19 protein-coding genes are annotated in these 22,562 nt (G+C 61.0%); 11 read left to right on the forward strand and 8 right to left on the reverse strand.

Going from position 1 to position 22,562, the window contains the following annotated elements; genetic code table 11:
- Nucleotides 1–112: 112 nt before the first annotated feature.
- From B5F22_RS10800 to B5F22_RS10825, 6 genes are all read right to left on the reverse strand, one after another.
- Nucleotides 113–394: a hypothetical protein gene (locus B5F22_RS10800; RefSeq protein ID WP_087392554.1), complete on the reverse strand. Its 282-nt coding sequence runs from the start codon at nt 392–394 to the stop codon at nt 113–115.
- Nucleotides 395–479: 85 nt separating this feature from the next.
- Entirely contained in the window at nt 480–731 is a 252-nt protein-coding gene (locus B5F22_RS10805) for an IreB family regulatory phosphoprotein (protein ID WP_087231569.1), read from the reverse strand.
- Between the two features lie 332 nt (nt 732–1,063).
- The gene (locus tag B5F22_RS10810) at nt 1,064–2,440 is read right to left on the reverse strand and encodes an SH3 domain-containing protein (RefSeq protein ID WP_087231572.1); all 1,377 of its coding nucleotides are present in this window, start codon (nt 2,438–2,440) and stop codon (nt 1,064–1,066) included.
- Between the two features lie 25 nt (nt 2,441–2,465).
- On the reverse strand, nt 2,466–2,756 hold the full coding sequence (locus tag B5F22_RS10815) for a hypothetical protein (RefSeq protein ID WP_087231574.1): 291 nt from the start codon (nt 2,754–2,756) through the stop codon (nt 2,466–2,468).
- Between the two features lie 140 nt (nt 2,757–2,896).
- Nucleotides 2,897–3,175: a DUF1294 domain-containing protein gene (locus B5F22_RS10820; RefSeq protein ID WP_087392555.1), complete on the reverse strand. Its 279-nt coding sequence runs from the start codon at nt 3,173–3,175 to the stop codon at nt 2,897–2,899.
- Nucleotides 3,168–4,766: an ATP-binding cassette domain-containing protein gene (locus tag B5F22_RS10825; protein ID WP_087371680.1), complete on the reverse strand. Its 1,599-nt coding sequence runs from the start codon at nt 4,764–4,766 to the stop codon at nt 3,168–3,170. The genes B5F22_RS10820 and B5F22_RS10825 overlap by 8 nt, the downstream gene beginning before the upstream one ends.
- Nucleotides 4,767–5,145: 379 nt before the next feature.
- On the opposite strand from B5F22_RS10825, the gene rpoB reads away from it, so the two are divergent.
- From rpoB to B5F22_RS10845, 4 genes are all read left to right on the forward strand, one after another.
- Nucleotides 5,146–8,898 (forward strand): DNA-directed RNA polymerase subunit beta, encoded by a 3,753-nt coding sequence (gene rpoB / locus B5F22_RS10830; RefSeq protein WP_087392556.1) that lies wholly within the window; start codon nt 5,146–5,148, stop codon nt 8,896–8,898.
- An 18-nt stretch (nt 8,899–8,916) separates the two neighbouring features.
- Complete coding sequence (gene rpoC, locus B5F22_RS10835) at nt 8,917–12,804, forward strand: DNA-directed RNA polymerase subunit beta' (RefSeq protein WP_087392557.1); 3,888 nt, start codon at nt 8,917–8,919, stop codon at nt 12,802–12,804.
- Nucleotides 12,805–12,939: 135 nt separating this feature from the next.
- The gene (locus B5F22_RS10840; protein WP_087392558.1) at nt 12,940–13,503 is read left to right on the forward strand and encodes a DUF3793 family protein; all 564 of its coding nucleotides are present in this window, start codon (nt 12,940–12,942) and stop codon (nt 13,501–13,503) included.
- Between the two features lie 776 nt (nt 13,504–14,279).
- The gene (locus B5F22_RS10845; protein WP_087392559.1) at nt 14,280–14,711 is read left to right on the forward strand and encodes a flavodoxin; all 432 of its coding nucleotides are present in this window, start codon (nt 14,280–14,282) and stop codon (nt 14,709–14,711) included.
- Between the two features lie 50 nt (nt 14,712–14,761).
- Here B5F22_RS10845 and B5F22_RS10850 read toward each other — a convergent pair whose 3' ends face one another.
- Nucleotides 14,762–15,430, reverse strand: a complete 669-nt coding sequence (locus tag B5F22_RS10850; protein ID WP_087231594.1) for a response regulator — start codon at nt 15,428–15,430, stop codon at nt 14,762–14,764.
- A gap of 5 nt (nt 15,431–15,435) precedes the next feature.
- A complete protein-coding gene (locus tag B5F22_RS10855; RefSeq protein WP_087392560.1) occupies nt 15,436–17,052 on the reverse strand; it encodes a sensor histidine kinase in 1,617 nt (538 codons plus the stop codon).
- A 172-nt stretch (nt 17,053–17,224) separates the two neighbouring features.
- On the opposite strand from B5F22_RS10855, the gene B5F22_RS10860 reads away from it, so the two are divergent.
- From B5F22_RS10860 to atpD, 7 genes are all read left to right on the forward strand, one after another.
- On the forward strand, nt 17,225–17,926 hold the full coding sequence (locus B5F22_RS10860) for a F0F1 ATP synthase subunit A (RefSeq protein ID WP_087392565.1): 702 nt from the start codon (nt 17,225–17,227) through the stop codon (nt 17,924–17,926).
- Nucleotides 17,927–17,966: 40 nt separating this feature from the next.
- The gene (gene atpE, locus B5F22_RS10865; RefSeq protein WP_087231601.1) at nt 17,967–18,185 is read left to right on the forward strand and encodes an ATP synthase F0 subunit C; all 219 of its coding nucleotides are present in this window, start codon (nt 17,967–17,969) and stop codon (nt 18,183–18,185) included.
- Between the two features lie 14 nt (nt 18,186–18,199).
- On the forward strand, nt 18,200–18,688 hold the full coding sequence (gene atpF / locus B5F22_RS10870) for a F0F1 ATP synthase subunit B (protein WP_087231604.1): 489 nt from the start codon (nt 18,200–18,202) through the stop codon (nt 18,686–18,688).
- Nucleotides 18,685–19,209, forward strand: coding sequence for an ATP synthase F1 subunit delta (atpH, locus tag B5F22_RS10875; RefSeq protein WP_087392561.1), 525 nt, complete (start codon nt 18,685–18,687; stop codon nt 19,207–19,209). The genes atpF and atpH overlap by 4 nt, the downstream gene beginning before the upstream one ends.
- A complete protein-coding gene (gene atpA, locus B5F22_RS10880) occupies nt 19,206–20,726 on the forward strand; it encodes a F0F1 ATP synthase subunit alpha (RefSeq protein ID WP_087392562.1) in 1,521 nt (506 codons plus the stop codon). Before atpH ends, atpA begins: the two co-directional genes overlap by 4 nt.
- The gene (gene atpG, locus B5F22_RS10885; RefSeq protein ID WP_087392563.1) at nt 20,714–21,592 is read left to right on the forward strand and encodes an ATP synthase F1 subunit gamma; all 879 of its coding nucleotides are present in this window, start codon (nt 20,714–20,716) and stop codon (nt 21,590–21,592) included. The genes atpA and atpG overlap by 13 nt, the downstream gene beginning before the upstream one ends.
- Nucleotides 21,593–21,628: 36 nt before the next feature.
- Nucleotides 21,629–22,562: F0F1 ATP synthase subunit beta (atpD, locus tag B5F22_RS10890; RefSeq protein WP_087392564.1), on the forward strand; the 934-nt coding region annotated here is incomplete at its 3' end.

Here is a 22,562-nt window from a genome sequence, read left to right on the forward strand (position 1 = left end):
GCTTTTGCATGCCCAAAACGCTGCGGAAGTTCCACATACTGGATTCGTTTTTGCTGTTGAGAGTAAAAAAGGATGTGCCACAAAACTTACGTTTTGCGACACATCCATTTTTTTATTTGCGGTATAGGTAAATCCACTGATAGCCCAGATGGCTGAGCGACCCCGACCGGATGGGCACTCGCAGGGGGTTAAACGCCCGGTAGGGCTCCCCCAGGCGGCAGACGTAGGTCACACCATCCACCTCAATCACCGGCTCCATGCCTGGCTCCAGCAGGGTGACCCCCTTGCCCTCCTGGGTGAAGTGGAGAATCAGCTGGTGAGCGAACTCTCCGGGGGTGGTGATGGGGTCGGTGGGCTCAATGTACATGTCGTGGTTGTAAGGCAGCAGTTTCATGGTGGCACCTCCCGGCCATGGCACAACGAAAAAACCCGCAAAAAAGGTATGGCCCTTTCTTGCGGGTTTGCGTACAGGGCTCAGCTCAAATGCCCAGATAGCTCTTCAACAGCGTCTGCAACAGCTCGTCCCGGTCCAGCTTGCGAATCAGAGCCCGGGCGTTGTTGTGGTTGGTGATGTAGGTGGGGTCTTCGCTGAGGATGTAGCCCACCAGCTGGTTGATGGGATTGTAGCCCTTCTCCTGCAAGGAGGCGTAGACGGAACTGAGGATGGAGTGAATCTCGTCGTCCTTGTTCATATTGACGCTAAACTTGCGGGTATAATCAATATCATTCATTGGGAGCACCCCCGATAAAAATCTTCCAATCCGATTCATCGGATGAAAGTATTGTACCCCAAACGGGGCGAATTGTAAAGAGGGAGGAGGAAAAAACCCGTGGCAACCCAGGAAATGGATTGCCACGGGAAATAACTTGAAAACGCTTTTTGTGTAAAAAGCCTCGCAGAGTTCCGTCGCCCGCAGGTGACGGAATAAATTGAGATTTCGTATTTTCCCAGGACATGTGCATGGGAAAATACACTTCTCAGGCCGCAAACGTGCGAGCGCAAGCGAGTGCGATGCAGCGGACTGCAACTCTCTCACGAAAATGCTCGCATTTTCGTGAAGCGTCAGCCCATACGCTTGACTGCTACCACGTAGTTGCCGTAATAGCCGCCGAACAGAGTGTCGGTGCGCACGGTGTTGCTGGTGGTAGAGGCGTGGAGCACGGTGTTGTCGCCGATGTACATCAGCACGTGAGTGGTGGGCAGGGTGCCGCCGGAGTAATCGTACTTGGAGTCGAAGATGTACACCAAGTCGCCGGGCTGCATCTCGTCCACGGAGACGAAACGACCGCTGTTGTAGTACTGGCTGGAAGAGCCGCGGGCGATGGACACGCCCAGCTGGTTGAACACGTAGTAGAACAGGCCGGAGCAGTCGAAGCTGTTGGGGCCGGCGGCCCCGTACACGTAGGGCTTGCCCAGCTGCTGCTTGGCCAGGGCCACAGCCTGCTCTCCGATGGAGGAGGTGGAGCTGTTGCCGCCGTCGTTGTTGCCGCCATCCTTGATGGAGACGTACTCAGCGCTGACATAGCCCACGCCGTTCTTGTAGGAGATCTTGTACCAGCCGTTGCTGCTGCCCAGGATGGTCACAGAGTTGCCCTTGTACAGCAGGCCCAGACGGGAGTAGCCGGTGCCAGCACCGGAGCGCACGTTCAGGGCGTCGGCGGTGATGGTGCCGATGGACTGGGTGTCGCTGCTGCCGGAATCGGAGCCGCCGGAATTGCCGGAGTTGCCGTCATTCCAGGTGATGTACTCAGCGCAGACAAAGGCGCTGCCGCTGCCGTAGGAGATCTTGTACCAGCCATTGCCGCAGTCGGCCAAAATGGACACGGAGTTACCATTGTACAGGTAGCCCACACGGGAATAGCCGGTGCCAGCGCCGGAGCGCACATTCAGGCAGGCGGTGTTGACGGTGCCGGTGCCAATGGGGTTGGAACTGCCGGAGTCGGAGCCGCCGGAGCTGCCGGACACCTTCACCCACTCAGCGGACACGTAGCCGGAGTAGCCGGCGCCGGTGATCTTATACCAGCCGTTGCCGCAGTCCTCCTGGATGATCAGAGTGGTGCCCTTGTACACCAGACCCTTGCTGGCGTAGCCAGTGCCGGCGCCGGAGCGGACATGGAGGGCGTCGGCGGTGACGGTGCACTGACCCACCACAGCTTCGCTGCCGGTGAGGGTCACGTCCAGCCAGTCGGCGGACATGTAGCCCACCTGATCGCCGTAAGAGACCTTGTACCAGCCGTCCAACTCCTCCAGGAGGGTGACGACGCTGTTGTGGGGGGCCAAGGTGAGAATGCTGGAGTTGGTGTTGGCCTGGCTGCGCAGGCGCAGGGCATCTGCCGTCACGGTACCGGTGCCAATGGAAGCCATGGCAATGCCGGTGGTCATGACCAATGCAAGGCCGGTGATGGCGGCGACCTTGATCAGTCCCTTCTTACTGTGCATGGGTTTCAGCCTCCTGTTGGTTTGGTTATTTTCCAGACAGGGCACGCATCAGCCAGATGGAGCCCATGTCGATGGCAGAGAACAGATCGGGGAGATCGGACTTCTTCACCACACGGTCCCGGCTCTTCAGGTCGGGGTCGGTGAGCTGAAGCTCCAGATGGACCTTGTCGGCAATCTCCAGATCGCCGGACTTGGTGGTGCTCATCACCTGGATCATAATGATATACTTATCCGCCATGGACCCGTAGTAGATCAGGTTGTCCTTGCGGCGCAGGGGATGTCCCTTGTACATGAGAGTGCTGGATTTATCAGCCATGATAGCCTCCTTAGAAGTATGCGAAAGATTCATTGTAACCAATTTGTAACTATTGTAACTCTTTGTTTCCCCTTTGTCAACCATAGATATTGTCGAAAAAGGCCCTCCTGCCACTTTTTTCAGGGCAGAAGGGCCTTTTATCAAGTTCGCATCAGAACCACGGCGAAAAGCACCGCATCCAGGATAACCAGCAGGGGAACCGTCACATAGAACTTGGGCTTTCGGATTTTGTGGTGAAACAGGTACATGCCCACCAGACCTCCGGCAGCCCCGCCCGCCAGGCAGGCGAAGAGGAGGGAGGCCTCGGGAATACGGCGGCGGCCCAGCTTGGCCATGAGCTTGTCCCAGCCGAAGAGGAGCAGGGTGAAGGCGGAGAGTACCCCCAGCCACACCAGCACCAAGTAGACAGGCTTAGTCATGGTGGAGCTGGGACTCCAGGTAGTCCTCATAGCTCATACGTTTGTCAATGAGCTTGCCATCGGGGGTGAAGTCGAAGATCCGGTTGGCCACGGTCTGCACCAGCTGGTGGTCGTGGGAGGACACCAGCACGTTGCACTTGACGGACTCCAGGCCGTTGTTCAAAGCGGCGATGGACTCCAGGTCCAGGTGGTTGGTGGGCTGGTCCAGCAGCAGCACGTTGGCCCCGGACAGCATCATGCGGGAGAGCATGCACCGCACCTTCTCACCACCGGAGAGCACCTTCACGGGCTTGAAGATGTCGTCGCCGGAGAAGAGCATCCGGCCCAGGAAGCCCCGGAGGTAGCTCTCGTGCTGGTCCTCGGAGAACTGGCGCATCCAGTCCAGGATGTTCAGGTCACAGTCGTTGAAGAAGGGGGAGTTGTCCTTGGGGAAGTAGGAGAAGGTGGCAGTCTGGCCCCACTTCACGGTGCCCTCGTCGGGCTCCCACTCGCCGGTGAGAATCTTGAACAGGGCGGTGTGGGCGTTCTCGTTGTCACCCACAAAGGCGATCTTGTCCCCGTGGCCCACGATGAAGGACACCTTGTCCAGCACCTTCACGCCGTCCACGGTCTTGGACACGTCGGTGACAAAGAGGATGTCCTTGCCCACTTCCCGGTCGGGGGAGAAGCCCACCCAGGGATAGCGGCGGGAGGAGGCGGGCAGCTCCTGGACGGTGAGCTTGTCCAGCAGCTTGCGCCGGGCAGTGGCCTGCTTGGACTTGGACTTGTTGGCGGAGAACCGGGAGATAAACTCCTGGAGTTCCTTGATCTTGTCCTCGTTGCGCTTGTTCTGCTGTTTGATGAGGTTCTGCACCAGCTGGGAGGACTCGTACCAGAAGTCGTAGTTGCCCACGTACATCTTGATCTGGTTGTAGTCGATGTCCACGATGTGGGTGCATACGGTGTTGAGGAAGTGACGGTCGTGGCTGACCACGATGACGGTGCCGTCGTAGTCCAGCAGGAAGTCGTTGAGCCACTCCACGGCGGCAATGTCCAGGTTGTTGGTGGGCTCGTCCAGCAGCAGGATGTCGGGGTTGCCGAACAGGGCCTGAGCCAGCAGCACCTTCACTTTGAGACGGGCGTCCAGGGTCTCCATGTTGTAGTCGTGCAGGTCCACCCCGATGCCCAGGCCCTGGAGAATGCGGCTGGCATCGGACTCGGCCTCGTAGCCGCCCATCTCGGCGTACTCTGCCTGGAGGTCGGCAGCCCGCAGGCCGTCCTCGTCGGTGAAGTCCTCCTTCTCGTAGAGGGCGTTCATCTCCCGGCCAATCTCGTACAGGGTCTGGTTGCCCATGATGACCGTGTCCAGCACGGTGTAGGCGTCATAGGCGTTCTGGTCCTGCTTCAGCACGGACATGCGCACCTTGGGCAGGATGGACACCGAGCCGCTGGTGGGCTCCAGCTGGCCGGAGAGGATTTTCAGAAAGGTGGATTTACCAGCGCCGTTGGCGCCGATGATGCCGTAGCAGTTGCCCCGGGTGAACTGCAAGTCCACGTGGGAGAACAGGGGGGCGCCCTGATAGCTCAGGGACAGATCAGAAACAGTAATCATGTGGGACTCCTTTATGGTGATTCAATGGTTTGTAGACATACTCCTCTATATCCTACCATATGTAACGGGAAAATGGTAGAGTGAATTTTAAGGGATTCCGGAGGGGATCGGGGAAAAGAGACAAAAAACAAGCGGGGATTTCTCCCCGCTTGTGGCTTTTGTCCATGGACCAACTCTTGACAGATTCGCAATCCTATGGTATCATTAATTGCTTTTAACATATGGTCAAAAGCCCGGAGAATACTCCCCCAGGCTAAGCACAGTATACCAGACCATACCAGGAAATGCAAGAGCGAATTTTCCGATTGTGACAACAACCCCGGGTGTGCGCAACCGTGCCCACCTGCAAAATTCTTACGAAGTGGAGCGTGATCAGCAAATGGCAAGAGCGGTCAAAGACGTCTATTACGGCAAGACCTTGCGCAAGAGCTTCGCCCGCAGCGAGGAGATTCTGGAGATGCCCTACCTGCTGGAAATCCAGAAGTCTTCCTACAAGTGGTTCTTTGAGACCGGGCTGCAGGAAGTGTTCAACGACGTGGAGGCCATCACCGACTATGCCGGGAACCTGGAGCTGAGCTTTATCGGCTTCTCCATGGACGACCCCCCCAAGTACACCATTGAAGAGTGCAAAGCCCAGGACGCCACCTATGCCGCCCCCATTAAGGTGCAGGTGCGTCTGCGCAACAAGGAGACGGGCGAGATCAAGGAGCAGGAAATCTTCATGGGCGATTTCCCCCTGATGACCGATGCCGGCACCTTCGTCATCAACGGCGCTGAGCGTGTTATCGTCTCCCAGATCGTGCGTTCTCCCGGCGTGTACTACGCCAAGAACGCCGACAAGGCCGACAACATCACCTACGCCTCCACCGTGATTCCCTATCGCGGCGCTTGGCTGGAGTATGAGACCGACCTGTCCGATGTGTTCTATGTGCGCATCGACAAAAACCGCAAGCTGCCCATCACGTGCCTCATCCGTGCTGTGGGTCCCAAGACCGACGCCGAGATTCTGGACATGTTCGGCGAGGACCCCCGCATCCTGGCCACCCTGGAGAAGGACTCCTGCAAGACCTATGAGGAGGCCCTGCTGGAGATCTACCGCAAGATGCGGCCCGGCGAGCCCCCCACGGTGGACTCTGCCGAGAGCCTGCTCAACGCCCTGTTCTTCGACCCCCGCCGCTACGACCTGTCCGCCGTGGGCCGCTACAAGTTCAACAAGAAGCTGACCATGTGGACCCGTCTGTCCGGTCAGAAGCTGGCTGCCCCCGTGGCCGACCCCTCCACCGGCGAGATCGTGGCCGAGGCTGGCGAGGTTCTGACCCGTGAGCGGGCCATGGAGCTGGACCGCCTGGGCGTCAACGAGGCCTTTGTGGAGGTGGAGGACCTGCACACCGGCACCCACATCGTCAAGGTGTTCTCCAACGGCATGGTCAACATGGCCGACTTCGTGGACTTCGACCCCGAGACCGTGGGCGTGTCCGAGAAGGTGCGCTTTGTGGTCTTGAAGGAGCTGCTGGCCAAGCGAGACGAAGAGGGCCTCTCTCAGGAGGACTTCGCCGACCTCATCCGGGAGCGCATGACCGACCTCATCCCCAACCACATCATTGTGGATGACATGATGGCCACCATCAACTACCTCAACTGTCTGGCCTTTGGCGTGGGCACCCCCGACGACATTGACCACCTGGGCAACCGCCGCCTGCGCTGCGTGGGCGAGCTGCTGCAAAACCAGTTCCGCATCGGCTTTACCCGCATGGAGCGTGTGATTCGGGAGCGCATGACCATCCAGGACCTGGACATCGTCACCCCCCAGTCCCTCATCAACATCCGTCCCGTCACCGCCGCCATCAAGGAGTTCTTCGGCTCCAGCCCCCTGTCTCAGTTCATGGACCAGACCAACCCTCTGGCCGAGCTGACTCACAAGCGCCGTCTGTCCGCTCTGGGCCCCGGCGGTCTGAGCCGTGACCGCGCCTCCTTCGACGTGCGAGACGTTCACTACAGCCACTATGGCCGTCTGTGCCCCATCGAGACCCCCGAAGGTCCCAACATCGGCCTGATCTCCTATCTGGCCTCTTACGCCCGCATCAACCGCTATGGCTTCATCGAGGCCCCCTACCGCAAGGTGGAGCGCATCTATGACGAGAACGGCAAGTGCGTGGCCGCCCGTGTCACCGACCAGGTGGAATACATGACCGCCGACGTGGAGGACGAGTTCAACGTGGCCCAGGCCACCGAGCCCGTGGGCGAGGATGGCACCTTCCTCAACCGCCGTGTGGCCTGCCGTCACCGCAACGAGATCATCGAGGTGGACTTCAACCAGGTGGACTACGTGGACGTGTCCCCCAAGATGATGGTGTCCGTGGCTACCGCCATGATTCCCTTCCTGCAAAACGACGACGCCAACCGTGCTCTGATGGGTGCAAACATGCAGCGTCAGGCCGTGCCTCTGCTGACCACCCAGGCCCCCATCGTGGCCACCGGTCAGGAGTACAAGAACTGCCAGGACTCCGAGGTGGTTGTGCTGGCCGAGGGCGACGGCGTGGTCACCAAGGTGGACGCCACCGCCATCACCGTGCGCTACGACGCCGGTGAGACCAAGACCTACAAGCTCACCAAGTTCCTGCGCTCCAACCACGGCACCTGCATCAACCAGCGTCCCATCGTCTCCGTGGGCGATCGGGTGAAGGCCCGGGACACCCTGGCCGACGGCCCCTCCACCTGCGACGGCGAGATCGCCCTGGGTAAGAACATCCTCATGGGCTTTATGACCTGGGAAGGTTACAACTACGAGGACGCCATTCTGCTCAACGAGCGGATGGTGAAGGAGGACGTGTTCACCTCCATCCACATTGAGGAATATGAGACCGAGGCCCGTGACACCAAGCTGGGCCCCGAGGAAATCACCCGTGACATCACCAACGTGGGTGAGGACGCCCTGAAGGACCTGGACGAGCGCGGCATCATCCGCGTGGGCGCTGAGGTTCACGCCGGCGACTACCTGGTGGGTAAGGTCACCCCCAAGGGCGAGACCGAGATGACCGCCGAGGAGCGCCTGCTGCGGGCCATCTTCGGTGAGAAGGCCCACGAGACCCGCGACACCTCCCTGAAGGTGCCCCACGGCGAGTGCGGCATCATCGTGGACGTGAAGGTGTTCACCCGTGAGGAGGGCGCCGAGCTGGCTCCCGGCGTCAACCAGGTGGTCCGCGTCTACATCGCCCAGAAGCGTAAGATCAGCGTGGGCGATAAGATGGCCGGTCGTCACGGTAACAAGGGTGTTGTGTCCCGCATCCTGCCCCAGGAGGATATGCCCTTCCTGCCCGACGGCACCCCCCTGGACATCGTGCTGAACCCCCTGGGCGTGCCTTCCCGAATGAACATCGGTCAGGTGCTGGAGGTCCACTTGGGCTATGCGGCCAAGGCTCTGGGCTGGAAGGTGGCCACCCCCATCTTCAACGGCGCCGACGAGAAGGACATTGCCGACACCCTGGAGCTGGCTGGCCTGCGCCGGGACGGCAAGAGCTACCTGTACGACGGTCGTACCGGCGAGCGGTTTGACAACCCTGTCACCGTGGGCTACGTGTACTTCCTCAAGCTCCACCACCTGGTGGACGATAAGATCCACGCCCGTTCCACCGGCCCCTACTCCCTGGTCACCCAGCAGCCCTTGGGCGGCAAGGCCCAGTTCGGCGGCCAGCGCTTCGGCGAGATGGAGGTGTGGGCTCTGGAGGCTTACGGCGCTGCCTACACCCTGCAGGAGATCCTCACCGTCAAGTCCGACGACGTCACCGGACGTGTGCGCACCTACGAGTCCATTGTCAAGGGCTTCAACGTGCCCAAGCCCGGCGTGCCTGAGTCCTTCAAGGTTCTGGTCAAGGAGCTCCAGGCCCTGTGTCTGGACATCCAGGTCCTGGACGAGCACGGCAACCAGATCGAGCTCAAGGACGAGGACGAGGATACCTATCAGCCCGGCCGCTTCAAGGAGGATTACGACCGCTACCAGGATTACGGCAGCGAGAGCGACTTCGCCCAGGCTGGCTTTACCATGAAGGAGACCAGCGACGACGACGATCTGTCCGTGGCCATCAATGAGAATGATACCGCCGACCAGGATGACTCCTACGGCGATGAAGACTAAGAAAGGGAGGTTGAGGTAATGAGCTACGCTGAATTTAACGCCATCCGCATTGGCATCGCCTCCCCAGAGCAGATCCGGGAGTGGTCCTACGGCGAGGTCAAGAAGCCTGAGACCATCAACTACCGCACCCTGAAGCCGGAGCGGGACGGTCTGTTCTGCGAGCGCATCTTTGGTCCAACCAAGGACTGGGAGTGCCACTGCGGTAAGTATAAGAAGATTCGTTTCAAGGGCAAGGTGTGTGACCGCTGCGGCGTGGAGGTCACCCGGGCCAAGGTGCGCCGTGAGCGCATGGGCCACATTGAGCTGGCTGCCCCCGTGTCCCACATCTGGTACTTTAAGGGCATCCCCTCCCGCATGGGTCTGCTGCTGGACATCAGCCCCCGCATTCTGGAGAAGGTGCTGTACTTCGCCTCCTATATCGTCACCGATCCCGGCCCTGACTACACCCATCTGACCAAGAATCAGATTCTGTCCGACGCCGAGTACCGCAAGCTGCGGGAGTACTACGAGGACGACTTCCAGGCCGGCATGGGCGCTGAGGCCGTCAAGAAGCTGCTGCAAGACCTGGATTTGGAGCAGCTGTCCGAGACCCTGCGTGCCCAGCTCAAGGACGCCACCGGCCAGAAGAAGGCCAAGATCGTCAAGCGTCTGGAAGTGGTGGACGCCTTCCGTCTGTCCGGCAACAAGCCCGAGTGGATGATCATCGACGTGCTGCCCGTCATCCCCCCCGAGCTGCGCCCCATGGTGCAGCTGGACGGCGGCCGTTTCGCCACCTCCGACTTGAACGACCTCTACCGTCGTGTCATCAACCGCAACAACCGCCTCAAGCGCCTGATTCAGCTCAACGCCCCTGACATCATCGTGCGCAACGAAAAGCGCATGCTCCAGGAGGCTGTGGACGCCCTCATTGACAACGGCCGCCGCGGCCGTGCCGTCACCGGCGCCAACAACCGGGCTCTGAAGTCCCTGTCCGACCTGCTCAAGGGTAAGCAGGGCCGTTTCCGTCAGAACCTGCTGGGTAAGCGCGTGGACTACTCCGGCCGTTCCGTTATCGTGGTCGGCCCTGAGCTGAAGATCTACCAGTGCGGCGTGCCCAAGGAGATGGCCATTGAGCTGTTCCGCCCCTTTGTCATGAAGAAGCTGGTGGAGGACGGCCACGCCAACAACATCAAGTCCGCCAAGAAGATGGTGGATAAGGCCTCTCCCGCCGTGTGGGACGCTTTGGAGTTTGTCATCAAGGAGCACCCCGTCATGCTCAACCGTGCTCCTACCCTCCACCGTCTGGGCATCCAGGCCTTCGAGCCGGTGCTGGTGGAAGGCCGTGCCATGAAGCTCCACCCCCTGGTGTGTACCGCCTTTAACGCCGACTTCGACGGCGACCAGATGGCTATCCACGTGCCCCTGTCCGCTGAAGCCCAGGCTGAGGCCCGCATCCTGATGCTGGCTGCCAACAACCTGTTGAAGCCCTCCGACGGCGGCGCCGTGGCCGTGCCCACCCAGGACATGGTGTTGGGCTCCTACTACCTGACCTACGAGAAGGACCCCGAGCACGATCCCGACTGTGCCTATGAGACCACCGCCGACGCCGCTGCCGCTCTGGAGCGGGGCGAGGTGGGCATCAACGACCGCATCTGGGTGCGGGACGAGGAGCTGGGCCGCTGGTACCGTACCACTCCCGCCCTGTGCGCCGAGGCTGTGGACGGCAAGGCCCGGGAGGTCTACCAGACCTTCGAGAACGACCAGGCCGCCAAGCTGGCCTACGACGAGGGCGAGCTGGACCTCCACGAGCCCATCCTGGTGCGCCGCACCGCCGAGCTGGACGGCGTGACCCAGGAGAAGATGGTGCGCACCACCGTGGGCCGCCTGATCTTCAACGAGGGCATTCCCCAGGACCTGGGCTTTGTGGACCGCAACGACCCCGAGAAGGCCTTTGATCCTGAAATCAACTTTGTCTGCGGCAAGAAGCAGCTGGGCAAGATCGTGGACAGCTGCATTGCCAAGCACGGCTTCACCGTGTCTGCCACTGTGCTGGACATCATCAAGGCCCGTGGCTATAAGTTCTCCACCCGCGGCTCTCTGACCGTGGCCATTGCCGATATGACCGTGCCTCCCCAGAAGAAGGAACTCATCGCCAACACCGAGAAGGAAGTTGTGAAGATCGAGAACCAGTACAAGCGCGGCTTCCTCACCAACGAGGAGCGGTACCGCTTGGTGGTGTCCGCCTGGGAGAAGACCACCGCCGACGTGTCCGACGCCCTGCAAAAGGGTATGGACCGCTACAACCCCATCTTCATGATGGCTGACTCCGGCGCCCGTGGTTCTGCCGCTCAGATTCGTCAGCTGGCTGGTATGCGTGGTCTGATGGCCGATACCTCCGGCCGTACCATTGAGATCCCCATCAAGGCCAACTTCCGTGAAGGTCTGTCCGTGTTGGAATACTTCATCTCCTCCAGAGGCGCTCGAAAGGGCATGGCCGATACCGCTCTGCGTACCGCCGACTCTGGTTACCTGACCCGCCGTCTGGTGGACGTCTCCCAGGAAGTCATCATCCGGGAGGAGGACTGTGGTACCCACGACGGTATCACCGTGTTCGAGATCAGCGAGAACGGCCAGGTCATCGAGCCCCTCAACGAGCGTCTCCGGGGCCGCTACCTGTGCGAGGACTTCAAGGACTTCCGCACCGGCGAGGTCCTGGTGGGCCACCACGAGATGGTCAGCGCCGACCAGGCCAAGCTCATCGAGGCCAAGCTGCGGGAGCAGGCCGAGGCCGAGGGCGATCCCGACCGCAAGGTGTCCATCCGGGTGCGCTCCGTGCTCACCTGTGAGGCCCGCAACGGCGTGTGCGCCAAGTGCTACGGCATGAACATGGCCTTCGGCGAGCCCGTGGGCCAGGGCGAGGCCGTTGGTATCATCGCCGCTCAGTCCATCGGCGAGCCCGGTACTCAGCTGACCATGCGTACCTTCCACACCGGCGGCGTGGCCGGCGGCGATATCACTCAGGGTCTTCCCCGTGTTGAAGAGCTGTTCGAGGCCCGCAAGCCCAAGAAGATGGCCCAGCTGGCCGAGATCTCCGGCACCGTCTCCATGGAGGAGGCCAAGCGTGCCACCCTGTGCAACGTCACCATCACCGCCGACGACGGCGAGGTGGTCACCTACGCCATTCCCTACAGCGCCGGTATCCGGGTCAAGGCCGGAGACCGTGTGGTCAAGGGTCAGGAGCTCACCGACGGTGCTCTGTCCCCCCACGACGTGCTGCGGGTACGTGGTGTGGACGCCGTTCACAACTACCTCATTCAGGAAGTTCAGAAGCCCTACCGTCAGCAGGGCGTAGATATCAACGACAAGCACATCGAGGTTATCGCCCGTCAGATGATGCGCAAGGTGCGTGTGGAGGACGCCGGGGATTCCACCCTGCTGTCCGGCTCCACCGTGGATATCATCGAGTACAAGGACGCCTACAAGGCCGTGGAGGCCCGCATCGCCGCTGGCGAGAAGCAGGAGACCGGCGAGGACCTGCGCCTGCCCACCTGCACCCGTCTGCTGCTGGGTATCACCAAGGCCTCTCTGGCCACCGAGTCCTTCCTGTCCGCCGCCTCCTTCCAGGAGACCACCAAGGTGCTCACCGAAGCCGCCATCAAGGGTAAGGTGGACCACCTGCTGGGCCTGAAGGAGAACGTCATCATCGGTAAGCTCATCCCCGCCGGTTCCGGCCTGGCTGCCTACCGCAAGTATGACAAGATCGAGGACGAGATGCCTCAGGAGGAGAGCCGCTTTGACGCGGTCAACGCCGCCGCTGAGGCCGCCCGGGACGCCGAAGAGCCCGTGGAAGAGGACGTGGACCACGCCCCCGAGGAAGTGGAGGAGGACGAGATTCTCTCCATCTCCATTGAGGGCGATGAGGAGTAAACTTCCATTCAATTAAGATTCCCACCGCTGTACACGCAGCGGTGGGAATTTTTTTGCCTTTGGGGCCTTGACAAACTCGTTAGCCTGTGCTAACTTATAGGCAGTTAGCAAGAGCTAACCAAAGGAGGACCCACCATGCAACCATCTCTGGATCAACTGTTTGCCACCCACTGTGCCCCGGCCTTGGCCGGTGTGGTCCCCGCCAACCTCATCTCTCTGCGGCGTGGAGATGTTCCACACTTGGAGGAAGAGCTGCGGAAGTATCAGCAGGCCTTTGCCCGCCGGGGTGTGAAATTTGACCGCCTGTGCTCCTGCACCAACCGAGAGCTCATTTTGGTCTATCGGCCCCAGCTCATGGCCCAGGCCCTGGAGCGAGACGGGGTAGAGGAGATTCTCACTCCCTGGGGCTACGACCTGAGCCGTCCAGTGGAGGAGATTTTGGCCCACCTGGGCCTTCGTGTCCGGCAGGGCGGGTCTTTTCCCCACGAGATTGGCCTCTTCCTGGGCTATCCGGTGGAGGATGTGGTGGGCTTTATCGAGAATCAAGGGCAGAACTTCAAACTGTGCGGCCCGTGGAAGGTGTACGGGGATGTGGAAGCTGCCCAGCAGTGCTTTACCCGGATGCAGAAGGTGAGCCAGAAAATCCGGGAGCGAATGGAGCAGGGGAATACCTTGTTTCAGGTATTTGCAGTGGCATAATTTGCAAAGAACTACCGCGCTCAAAGGCTCCCCTGTGTAAGGGGAGCTGTCTGCGAAGCAGACTGAGGGGTTGACCGTCTAACCACCTAAGATTTCGGCTTGCCAGCCTGGTGGGGACGCTTCCCGCTGGGGGTTTCTTTTGAGCGGGCAAAAGAAACCAAAACCCGCTTAGGGCGTTCCCCCCTAAGTACCCCCCTGGGGTACGAGGCTGGGAATGCGTCAAGCCTATGTTCGGCCCGTGACCCTTGCTGTGGCCCCTGTTTGTGCCACCACACCAGGCCTCTCTGGGCAGCTGGCCCTATAGCTGGGTGATTTCCACCTCCGGGCCTACCGTGATGAGTGCGGCGTTCCCGCCGCCGGAAGCCTGGCTTCCGATAGCTGGGAACAGCGGCTCACCAGGGTAAGGCCCTGGCGATAGAAGGATTGTTTTTCAGAGAAGTAGGTATGTTCTGTAGAATCTCCACGCCATCCATGTGACCCTACCGGGCCAAGGGCCGAGAAGAGAAGAACGCAGGGGCTCCCAGTACCGCGGGGTGGATTCCACAAGGCGGGGGAAGGTCCCGCCTTTGGCGATTCTTTCCCCGATTTCTCATCGGGGAGAAATCGGGCATAAGCGGAGCGTCCCCGGCTGGGGCGCTGTTCTCTGCCTGAGAAATCGGAGAAGAGCAAGCCTTCACCCTAAGCCCTGACGGACTGCATCTCTCCCAGAGGGAGCGGAGAAACATATTCACTCAACGAGTCATATCAAATGATATATCTTTTAGGAGGTCTTACACATGAGCAAAGTAGCTGTGATCTATTGGAGTCAGACCGGGAACACCCAACAGATGGCCCAGGCCATCGCCGAGGGCGTTACCGGAGCCGGGGCGGACTGCGACCTGATGGAGGTATCCGCCGTCACCCCTCAGCAGGCCCTGGAATATGAGAAGCTGGCCCTGGGCTGCCCCGCCATGGGGGCGGAGGTGCTGGAGGAGTCCGAGTTCGAGCCCTTCTTCACCCAGCTGGAGGGCCAGCTGGGCGGCCACACCGTGGCCCTGTTCGGCTCCTACGGCTGGGGCGACGGACAGTGGATGCGGGACTGGGTGGAGCGCACCCAGAGCACCGGAGCCAACCTGCTGGATGAGGAGGGCCTCATGGTCAACGAGACCCCCGACGCCGAGGCCCTGGAGGTGTGCAAGAACCTGGGCGCCCGACTGGCCAACGCATAACAAAGAAAAAGATGTGCCGTAGAGGAATGACCTTCTACGGCACATCTTTTTTACTTTTTCAGCTGATACAGGCGGCAGGGACGGCCCCCGGTGTCATAGTTGACGGTGGAGCAGGCCTCCCCACGCTCCACCAGGTAGTTGGCGTAGCGGCGCACCGTGACCACCGACAGGTTGGTCTGCTTGGAGATGGCCTCGCTGGGCAGCCCCTGGGCAGGGGCGGCGTGGAGACAGTCCCGAATGAGTTTCAGGGTGCTCTCCTGGAGCCCCTTGGGGGCGGAGCGGTCCCCGCTGTCCGGGGGCGCGAACAGCTTGTCCAGCTCTCCCTGGGTTACCGCCTGGCCGTGGACGGCCTCTTTGTGGCGGCAGAAGGTATCCAGGGCCTGCTGGAACCGCTCATAGGTGAAGGGCTTGACCAGGTAGTCCACCACGCCCATCTTTAAAAGGGTGTCCACCGAGGCGGCGTCGTTGGCCGCAGTGACCATGATGGCGTCCACGGGGATGGCCTGGGAGCGCAGAGCCCGAAGCAGCTCCACCCCGGTGCACAGGGGCATGTACACGTCCAGAATCACCAGGTCGGCGGGGTTGTGGCTCAGCCACTCCAGAGCGGCCCGGCCATCCGAGCAGGTCTGCACCACATGGAACCGGGAATCCTTCTCGGTGAACGTGCGGTTTAACAGGGAGACCATGGGGTCATCCTCTACAATGACGACTCGATACAAGGGATTCACTCCTTATCTCCGGGCAGTTCCTCCCGGCAAAAGCTGATGAAAAATGAGGTGCCCACGCCGCTCTCCGACTCCACCCGGATGTCTCCGTGGTAGGCCTCCACCACTTCCTGCACCAGGGACAGCCCGGTGCCCCGGTGGCGGCCCTTGGTGGAGGCGCCCCGCTGGAACATGGTGTTGCGCAGTACGGTGGGGATGCCGGGTCCGGTGTCCTCCACGCACAACAGCAGACTGTCCGGGTTTTCCCGGATGCTGACGAAAATTTCCTTGGTGGCGCTGCGGGACTGGTTGAGCACCTCTATGGCATTCTCAATGAGGTTGCCCAAGATGGTCACGTAGGCGTCCGGGGGCAGCCAGTCGCTGTCTTCGCTCAGTCCGCTCTCCCGGTCCAGGGTCAGGCGGATGCCCAGCTCGTTGGCCCGGCTGGTCTTGCCCACCAACAGAGCGGCCACCGACGGCTCATGGAGCTGGTTCATGATGCGGTTCACCGCCTCCCGGTGGATTTGGGTGGTGTCCATGATGTACTGCTGGGCCTTTTCCGGCTCTCCGATTTGCAGCAGACCCAAAATCACGTGGAGCTTGTTCAAAAACTCGTGGGTGTAGGCCCGCATGGCGTCCACCATGTGGCGCACGCCGGTGAGGTCGTCGGCCATCCGGGCCAGCTCGGTGCGGTTGCGGAAAATGCTCACCGCTCCGTTGAGCTGGCCGTCCTCATACAGGGGCAGGCGGTCAGCCAGCACCCGTACATGCTTTAAGGAGTTGATGCTCACGTTGTACTCCGGCTTTCCCGTGCGGAGAATGCGGTCCAGGGTGGAGCGGGGGTAGAAGTCGGACAGGGACTTGCCCAGCACCTCGTCCCGGTTGAGGGAGAACATCTCCGCGGCGGCGGTGTTGAGGAAGATGAGCTTTTTGTCCCGGTCAATGGCCATGATACCCTCCTCCAGGGCATCCATGATGTCTTCCCGCTGGTGGAAGCGGTGGACGAAGGCGTCGGGCTCATAGCCCATGAGGGAGTCCTTGATGCGCTTGGACAGCCGCAGGGCCAGGGTGGAGCCCACCACCGCTGCGGCCAAACCCACCACCGACAGGACAACCACGGTGTGGCGGGTGAGCTGGGCCATGCTGCGGAAGTACACGCCGACAATGATAAAGCCGATGATGTTGCCGTCGTCGTCCCGGACGGGGGCGTAGGCGGAGTGCTCCGAGCCCATGGGGCCGGTCTCGTCGGAGGTGTAGGGGGCGGCCCCTGCCAGGGCATCGGTCTGGGCGGTGCCGGAGTAGGGGGTGTCCACCAGATCGTGGTCCGGGGCGTAGAGCAGGTTGGACTGGGTGTCGCCCACCAATATGAGGTCAATGTCCCGGGTGTTCTGGGTGGCCTCATCCAAAAACTCCGCCAGCTCCTGGGTGGAGCGCTTCCCCTCCAGGGACTCTTGAATCAGGTCAATCCGGGAGAGAATGGAGGCGGAGTTGACCAGGGTGCTGTCTAAGGCGTCCTGACTGTTGTGGAGGGTGAAATACAGGTTTCCCGCCGTGGACAGGACGATGGAGACAATGACGACAATGAGGTTCATTCGGGTCATGCGGGCCCGAATGGAGGCCCCGGACGGTGTGGACATGAAAACTCCCCCTTTTCTATATCAGTATAGTAAAAAGGGGGGAGGCTGTCAAACCAAACCCTGGGAGAGAACGGTAAGAAATACATTCGCTGTTTTTCTTACTTTTTTTACTTTCGTAAGCCTTACGGGAAGGGGGGGAGTGGGGTACAATGGCACACGCGAAAACGAGGTGATGTGTTTGGATGCATTCAAGGAAATGCTGCTGGAAGAGCTGGGGACACCCACGGCATTTACCATCCCCCTGCTGGGCGGCATCGAGGTGTCGCAGTCGGTGGTGGTGTCGTGGATTGTCATGGCGGTGCTCATTCTGGTCTCTGTGTGTCTGACCCGGAATTTAAAGGTAGAGAACCCGGGTAAGGTACAGGTGGCCCTGGAGAGCGCGGTGGAGTTTCTCAATGGCTTTGTCAAGACCAACATTGGGGAACACTGGAGACCCTTTGCCCCCTGGCTTGGTACCGTAGCGCTGTACATCGGCTTTGCCAACATCATCGGCATCTTCGGCTTTGCCCCGCCCACCAAGGACGTGAGCGTCACGGCGGGCTTGGCCATTCTGAGTATGCTGCTGATCTACGGCTCCCAGTTTCGATACAACGGACTGGTGGGCGGCCTGAAACGGTTTGCCGAGCCCATGCCCCTGCTGCTGCCCATCAACCTGATGGAGGTGGCCATCCGGCCCCTGGCATTGTGTATGCGACTGTTCGGCAACGTGCTGGGCGCCTTCATCATCATGGAAATGCTGAAATTTGTGGCCCCGATTCTGTTCCCGGCGGTGTTCAGCATCTATTTCGACCTGTTTGACGGGTTGATCCAAACCGTTGTCTTTGTGTTCCTGACCACTCAGTTTGTGGGCGAGGGCATCAAAGAGGAAGAGTAAATCTATCAACAAAACATGGAATTAACAGGAGGAACTTATTATGTCTATCGGAATCATTGCTGCAGCTCTGTCTGTGTTCACTGGAATCGGCGCTGGTATCGGCATCGGCGTTGCCACTGGTAAGGCCAGCGAGGCCATTGCCCGTCAGCCCGAGGCCTCCGGCAAGATCAACAGCGCCCTGCTGCTGGGCTGCGCTATGGCAGAAGGTACCGCCATCTTCGGCTTCATCACCGCTCTGCTGATCATCTTTATGGGTTAAGGGGGGAGCCTCCCATGCTGGAGTTCCATCTTTCCACCATCATCTTTACCATCATCAACCTGTTGGTGCTGTATGTCATCCTGCGCAAGGTGCTCTTTGGCAAGGTCAATGCCGTGCTGGAGCAGCGTGCCCAGCTGGTGCAGCAGGAGATTGACGCCGCCCAGGCGGGCAACCGCCAGGCCCAGGAGCTGAAGGCCCAGTACGAGGGCCAGCTCCAGGACGCCCACCAGGAGGCGGCCAAGATCGTCTCCGACGCCCAGACCCGTGCCCAGCGGGTGTACGACGGCACCGTGGCCGAGGCCCAGAGCGAGGCCCAGCGGCTACACCGTGAGGCCCAGGCCCAGATCGCCACGGAGCGGGAGACCATGCTCCGCAGCGCTCGCCAGGAGGTGGCCTCTCTGGCACTGCTGGCTGCCGCCAAGGCCGCAGGCCGGTCCATGGACGGCAACGACGACAAGGCCTTTGTGGACGAATTTCTTTCGGAAGTAGGTGAGCAGGCGTGAGTGAGTTGGCCCGCCGTTATGCCCAGGCCCTCTATGGGATTTACCCCAACGAGGGCACCCTGGACCTCACAGCCAAGCGGCTGATGGAGAACCAGGAGCTGTGGGAGAGCCTTTGCTCTCCTGCGGTACAAGCAGAGGAGAAGGAGCGTGTTCTCTCCCGGCTGCCCATGCTGGACGGACACCGGATTCTGCTCAGCTTCTATTCTCTGCTGGCAGACAAGGGCCGCATGGCTCTGCTGCCCCAGATCGTGGAGGCGTTCCACGACATCGCCCTGGAGGACCGGGGTGCGGCCCGCTGCCGCCTGACCTGTGCCCGAGTGCCCCAGGAGGAGGAGCTGGAAAAGCTCAGAAAGACCCTGTGTCATCTGCACCGCAAGAAGGATGTGGTCTTTGACATCCACACCCAGCCCGACCTCATCGGCGGCTTCGTGCTGGATATCGAGGGCGTGACCTATGACAAGAGCGTCCAGGGGACGCTGACCGGCATGTTCCGGCAACTGGAAGAGAGGCGAATGGCATGAAAACCAACCCCGAAGAGATCGTCTCCATCCTGCGGGAGGAGATTCAAGGATACGACACCCGAGTGCGCCGGGACGAGACCGGCACCGTGCTGGAAGTGGGCGATGGCATTGCCACCGTCTACGGCCTGGACAGGGCGGTGTACGGTGAGCTGGTGGAGCTGGACACCGGCGTCCAGGGCATGGTGATGAACCTGGCCCGGGACAGCGTGGGCGTGGTGCTGCTGGGCAGCGAGCGAGGGGTAAAGGAGGGCACCGTGGTGCGCCGCACCGGACGTGCCGCCGACGTGCCTGTGGGCGACGCCCTGGTGGGCCGTGTGGTCAACGTGCTGGGCCAGCCCATCGACGGCCTGGGCCCCATTGAGACCACCGAGACCCGCCCCATTGAGCATGAGGCCAGCGGCGTGGTCACCCGTGAGCCCGTCAACGTGCCCATGCAGACCGGTATCCTGGCCATTGACGCCATGGTGCCCATCGGCCGCGGCCAGCGTGAGCTGATCATCGGCGACCGCCAGACCGGTAAGACCGCCATCGCGGTAGACACCATTCTGAACCAGAAGGGTCAGGATGTCATCTGCATCTATGTGGCCATCGGCCAGAAGGCCTCCACCGTGGCCCGCATCCAGGACACCCTGAAAAAGCACGGGGCCATGGACTACTCCATCATTGTCTCTTCCACCGCCAGCGAGTCCGCCCCCCTGCAATACATCGCCCCCTATGCCGGTGCGGCCATGGGCGAGTATTTTATGAGCCGTGGCAAGGACGTGCTCATCGTCTACGACGATCTGTCCAAGCACGCTGTGGCCTATCGTACTCTGTCTCTGCTCCTCAAGCGGTCCCCCGGCCGTGAGGCCTATCCCGGCGACGTGTTCTATCTCCACTCCCGTCTGCTGGAGCGGGCCTGCCGCCTGACCCGTGAGTACGGCGGCGGCTCCATGACCGCCCTGCCTATCATTGAGACCCAGGCCGGCGACGTGTCCGCCTACATCCCCACCAACGTCATTTCCATCACCGACGGCCAGATCTATTTGGAGAACGACCTGTTCTTTGCCGGTCAGCGCCCCGCCGTCAACGTGGGTCTGTCCGTGTCCCGTGTGGGCGGCTCTGCTCAGACCCGGGCCATCAAGAAGACCGCCGGTACTCTGCGTATCGACCTGGCCCGCTTCCGGGAGCTGGAGGTGTTCACCCAGTTCGCCTCCGACCTGGACCCCGCCACCCAGCAGGCCCTGGACCACGGCCGCCGTCTGCTGGAGCTGCTCAAGCAGCCCCTGTACCACCCTTTGCCTGTGAGCCGTCAGGCCGTCATCCTCTACGTGGCCACCAACGGCCTGGTGGACGACGTGCCTCTGGACAAGGTCCGGGATTTCGTCATGGACTTTGCCCAGGAGATGGAGCAGGAGCACGCCGACGTCATGGACGAGATTCAGTCCACCGGAAACCTCAGCGGTCCTGCCATTGAGACCATCCGCGGGGTGCTGGAGGACGCCAAGAAGCGGGTGAGCGCCACATGGCAAGCATAAAGGAAATCCGTACCCACATCAAAAGCGTGGAGCAGACTCTGAAGATCACCAACGCCATGTTCCTCATCTCTTCCTCGAATCTTCAGAAAGCCCGCAAGCAGCTGGCCGATGTGGAGCCCTACTTTCAAAAGATCGGCACCACCATCTCTGATATTCTCCACCACTCCCCGGAGATCAACCATATCTTCTTTGATAAGCGTCCCCACATTCCGGCGGAGAAGCGGAAGATCGGCTACATTGTCATCACCGGAGACAAGGGCCTGGCCGGTGCCTACAACCACAACATTCTCAAGCTGGCGGAGGAGAAGCTGCGCCAGTCTGCCAATACCAGTCTGTTTGTGGTGGGCCAGGTGGGACGCTCCTACTTCATGGAGCACGGCATTCCCATTGATGTAGAGTTCCTCTACACCGCCCAGAACCCCAACGTGGGCCGGGCTCGGGATATGTCGGAGACCATGCTGGAGCTGTTCCGCCGGGAACAGCTGGACGAGGTGTACGTCATCTTCACCCGCATGGTCAACTCCTTCCAGATGGAGCCCACCATCCACAAGCTGCTCCCCCTGGACCCGGACGCCTTCCCCCAGGAGGAGGAGACCAGCTCCTATAACCGGGACGTGGCCTATGTGCCCTCGGTGAAGGCGGTTATGGACCGCCTGGTCCCCGGGTATGTGAAGGGCGATCTGTTCGGCGCTCTGGTGCAGTCCTACTGCTCGGAGCAAAACGCCCGCATGACCGCCATGAAGTCGTCCAGCGACAACGCCCGGGCCATGCTGCAAACCCTGAACCTGTCCTACAACCGTGCCCGCCAGACCGCCATCACCCAGGAGATTACCGAGGTGGTGGGCGGCGCTCAGGCGGCCCAGTAACCCCACGAAATCATGACACCCGAAAGGTGAGACGATATGAAGGAAAATAGAGGAACCATTGTACAGGTCATGGGACCTGTGGTAGACGTGGCCTTTGGCGGCGGCGTCCTGCCCGAGATCAAGGAAGCCCTTGAGGTGGAGCTGGACGGGAAGCGTCAGGTCATGGAAGTGGCCCAGCACATGGGCGGGGACACCGTGCGGTGCATCATGCTCTCCCCCAGTGAGGGCCTGGGCCGTGGCATGACCGTCACCGCCACCGGAGCCCCCATCTCCGTGCCCGTGGGCAAGGGCGTCCTGGGCCGTATGTTTAACGTCCTGGGCGACACCATCGACGAGAAGGGCCCCGTGGACGCCAAAGAGACCTGGTCCATCCACCGTCAGCCCCCCGCCTTCGAGCAGCAGCGCCCGGTGGTGGAGGTGTTCGAGACCGGCATCAAGGTCATCGACCTGCTGGCTCCCTACGCCAAGGGCGGTAAGATCGGCCTGTTCGGCGGTGCCGGCGTGGGTAAGACTGTTTTGATTCAGGAGCTCATTCACAACATTGCCACCGAGCACGGCGGCTACTCCATCTTCACCGGTGTGGGCGAGCGTACCCGTGAGGGCAACGACCTGTGGCGGGACATGACCGACTCCGGCGTCATTGAGAAGACCGCCCTGGTCTTCGGTCAGATGAACGAGCCCCCCGGAGCCCGTATGCGTGTGGCCCTCACCGGCCTGACCATGGCCGAGTATTTCCGGGACCAGGAGAAGCAGAACGTGCTGCTCTTCATCGACAACATCTTCCGCTACATCCAGGCTGGTTCTGAGGTCTCCGCCCTGATGGGCCGTATGCCCTCCGCCGTGGGCTATCAGCCCACCCTGGCCAACGAGCTGGGCGCTCTGCAAGAGCGTATCACCTCCACCAAGGACGGCTCCATCACCTCCGTCCAGGCCGTGTACGTCCCCGCCGACGACCTCACCGACCCCGCCC

It is taken from the genome of Pseudoflavonifractor sp. An187 (assembly GCF_002160275.1).
Classification (GTDB): domain Bacteria; phylum Bacillota; class Clostridia; order Oscillospirales; family Oscillospiraceae; genus Enterenecus; species Enterenecus faecium.